At 72.1% G+C, this 2473-nt stretch carries 1 protein-coding gene and 1 pseudogene; one reads left to right on the forward strand and one right to left on the reverse strand.

What is annotated here, in order from left to right:
- Positions 1-267: 267 nt before the first annotated feature.
- Positions 268-1494 carry a Rieske 2Fe-2S domain-containing protein gene (locus ACFRQN_RS40500; protein ID WP_074002978.1) on the reverse strand — a complete coding sequence of 409 codons (1227 nt, stop codon included), beginning with the start codon at positions 1492-1494 and terminating at the stop codon, positions 268-270.
- A 770-nt stretch (positions 1495-2264) separates the two neighbouring features.
- On the opposite strand from ACFRQN_RS40500, the pseudogene ACFRQN_RS40505 reads away from it, so the two are divergent.
- Positions 2265-2473 (forward strand): annotated as a pseudogene (locus ACFRQN_RS40505) (NmrA family transcriptional regulator); the annotation flags it as partial.

Here is a 2473-nt window from a genome sequence, read left to right on the forward strand (position 1 = left end):
GCCCCCGGGGGAGTGGGGGCCGCCCCGCCGTGTGAGGAACCGGGGGTGCTTCTTCCCGCTTCGTTGTTGCGGATCTGCGCGACCGGGTCGTTGGTCCGGCCCTGGGTGATGGTGATCGCGAAGTCCGGCTTGACGAAGGTCTGTTGGCTGCCCAGGGTGCCCTGCCAGGCGCCGAGGAGGGTTCTCGCTCTCCGGAGCCGGCACGCCCGTTTCCAGGTCGGGACGACGGAGCTGGGCGGAGAGGGGCGGCGGGTGGCCGGGGCCGGCTCAGCTCCGGGCGGCTCCGCTGGGGGCGGTGCCGGGGGCCTCCGCCGGGGTGCGGCTCGGGGCGGCGTCACCGTCGGGCGTGCTGCTCCCGTTCGGGCCGTGCCCGTTCGCGGCGCCGTCGGGCGTGCTGCTCCCGTTCGCGCCGGGCCCGTCCCGGTCGGTGAGGGCGGCCGGCCCCGGGAGGTGCGCCTGGTGGTCCGGCGGGTAGAACTGCCGGGCCCAGTGCCGCATCGCGCCGATCGGCCCGTCGCCCGGGGCGAGCTTCGGCGGCGACATGTACCGCTTGGTGGACCAGATCGGGAAGTCGGCCGCGGTGAACTCCAGGTTGCGCTTGAACATCGGGCCCGCCAGCAGCCTGGTGACCGCCCGGCTGACCGTCCGGGCGACGACCGGCGGCAGTCCGGACGGCTCCGACATGACGAAGCGGCTCGCCTGCCGCAGCTGCATCCGGCCGGGAGCGACCTGGGTGGCCATGACCAGCGAGCAGATCTCCAGGCCCAGCGAGGGCGTGTGCACGTCGGTGTGCAGGGCGGTGAGGCCGTACCCGTCCACCTCGACCTGGACCTCGCGCAGGCCGAGCAGCGGGAAGGTCTCCCGGACCAGCATCGAGATGTGGAAGGTGGTGCCGTCGAACTCCACGGGCTTCACCAACTCGCCCTGTGGCCAACCGTGCAGGGTGACGAAGTGGCCCAGGTCGAAGGAGTTCTCCATGACGTCCTGGGCGTAGCCGGGCATCTCGAAGGAGGTGTACCGCAGGGGCTGCCGCCCGTCGTCGATCCGGTGCCAGGCGGGGATCTCCCAGTCCGGCTCCCGGCCGTCGTGGTGGCGCCAGACGAAGACGGCCTCGTTCACCTCGCGCACCGGCAGCGGCGTCAGTGCCGCCTTGGGCGGCGGGGTGCCGTACCCGGTGCGCACGCAGCGGCCCTCGGCGTCGAAGGCGAAGCGGTGGAAGGGGCAGACCAGGTGGTCGCCCTCGACCGCGGCCAGGCCGAGGTGGGCGCCGAGGTGCGGGCAGTACGGGCGGATCGCGCGGAGGCGGCCGTTGCGCAGCCGGTACAGCACGACGTCCTCGCCCGCGAGTTGGCGGGTGAGGACGGTGCCGGGCCTGAGCTCGGCGGAGAAGGCGAGTGCGGACCAGCCGTCGGGGTAGGGCAGTGCCGGTGGCAGGGCGACATCGGCCGCGGTCGGGCGGCTGCTGACGGGGTGGACGTGCTTGGACACGCGCATGAAGAAGTCTCCTGTCGGTCTGTCCGGCGCCGCCCCTCCCAGGCGATTAGCGCTCGAACAGAATGGATTTCCGATGCTAGCCATGGAAAGGGAGCCCGTGCACGGACAATCTCCCTAACTCACAACAAGTCTGATGATCCGTCAGGTAGACCGGTTCAAGGATTCGACAGGTCCCAGCCACTCGCCCGGCCCCGGGGCCACGGGGGTATTCGGGCAGGTCGGCGCGGCCTCGACGTCCGAGCGGGGCCGAAGGGGGGCCGGCGGGGCGGCGGGCCGCATCCAGGGCGGAACAGGGCCGCCCGGCCCGGGCGCTATTCGTACGGGCCCGTACCGTGGGGCGATCGGTGACGGCGACGGATTCCGCGGTCCCGGTGTGTCGGGAATGCGGATCCGGCCGACCGACGCGGTTCCCCCCGATTTCCCCTCGGCCCTTTGCGGACGCACCGCGCGGTGATTGCCCCACGCGGTCGAGGAGGGGTCGAGAGGTGCTGGAAAGGGCTTTCTGCCGGGGGTGGGGTGTGTTGTGGTGGGTGGCAGGGGAGCCCTGGCCGCGGACGGCTCGACGGCCGTGGGTGGGCGGAGCGCCGCTGGTCGGTGACGTACCGGTGGCGTAGACGCTCGCGCATGGAACTGAGAGCGGCGGCTATGGATCGCCGGGCCAGGGGGGATTTGAATTGGTGCCACGACGACGAGCCGATCGGGCGCAACCGGCGCCTCCGAAGGACCGGTCGTCGGTGATTCCTCCGAGTCTTGGAATGAGGGTGTGTGTGATGGCTGGTGTGGTGGATCTCGCGGTCGAGTCCGGTGTCGTGCTGGTGGTCGGTGGGACGGGGAAGACGGGTCGTCGGGTGGCGGACCGGCTGACGGCCCTGGGGTACGGGGTGCGGGTGGGGTCGCGTTCGGGTGCGGTGCCGTTCGACTGGCACGACGAGGGGACGTGGGAGGGGGCGTTGGAGGGTGTGAGTGCGGCGTATCTGAC

Source organism: Kitasatospora sp. NPDC056800 (assembly GCF_042789775.1).
Taxonomy (GTDB): domain Bacteria; phylum Actinomycetota; class Actinomycetes; order Streptomycetales; family Streptomycetaceae; genus Kitasatospora.

Bases quoted from the DNA above. Each gene is read 5' to 3' on its own strand.
- ACFRQN_RS40500 (WP_074002978.1), bottom strand. From the start codon at position 1,494: ATGCGCGTGTCCAAGCACGTCCACCCCGTCAGCAGCCGCCCGACCGCG.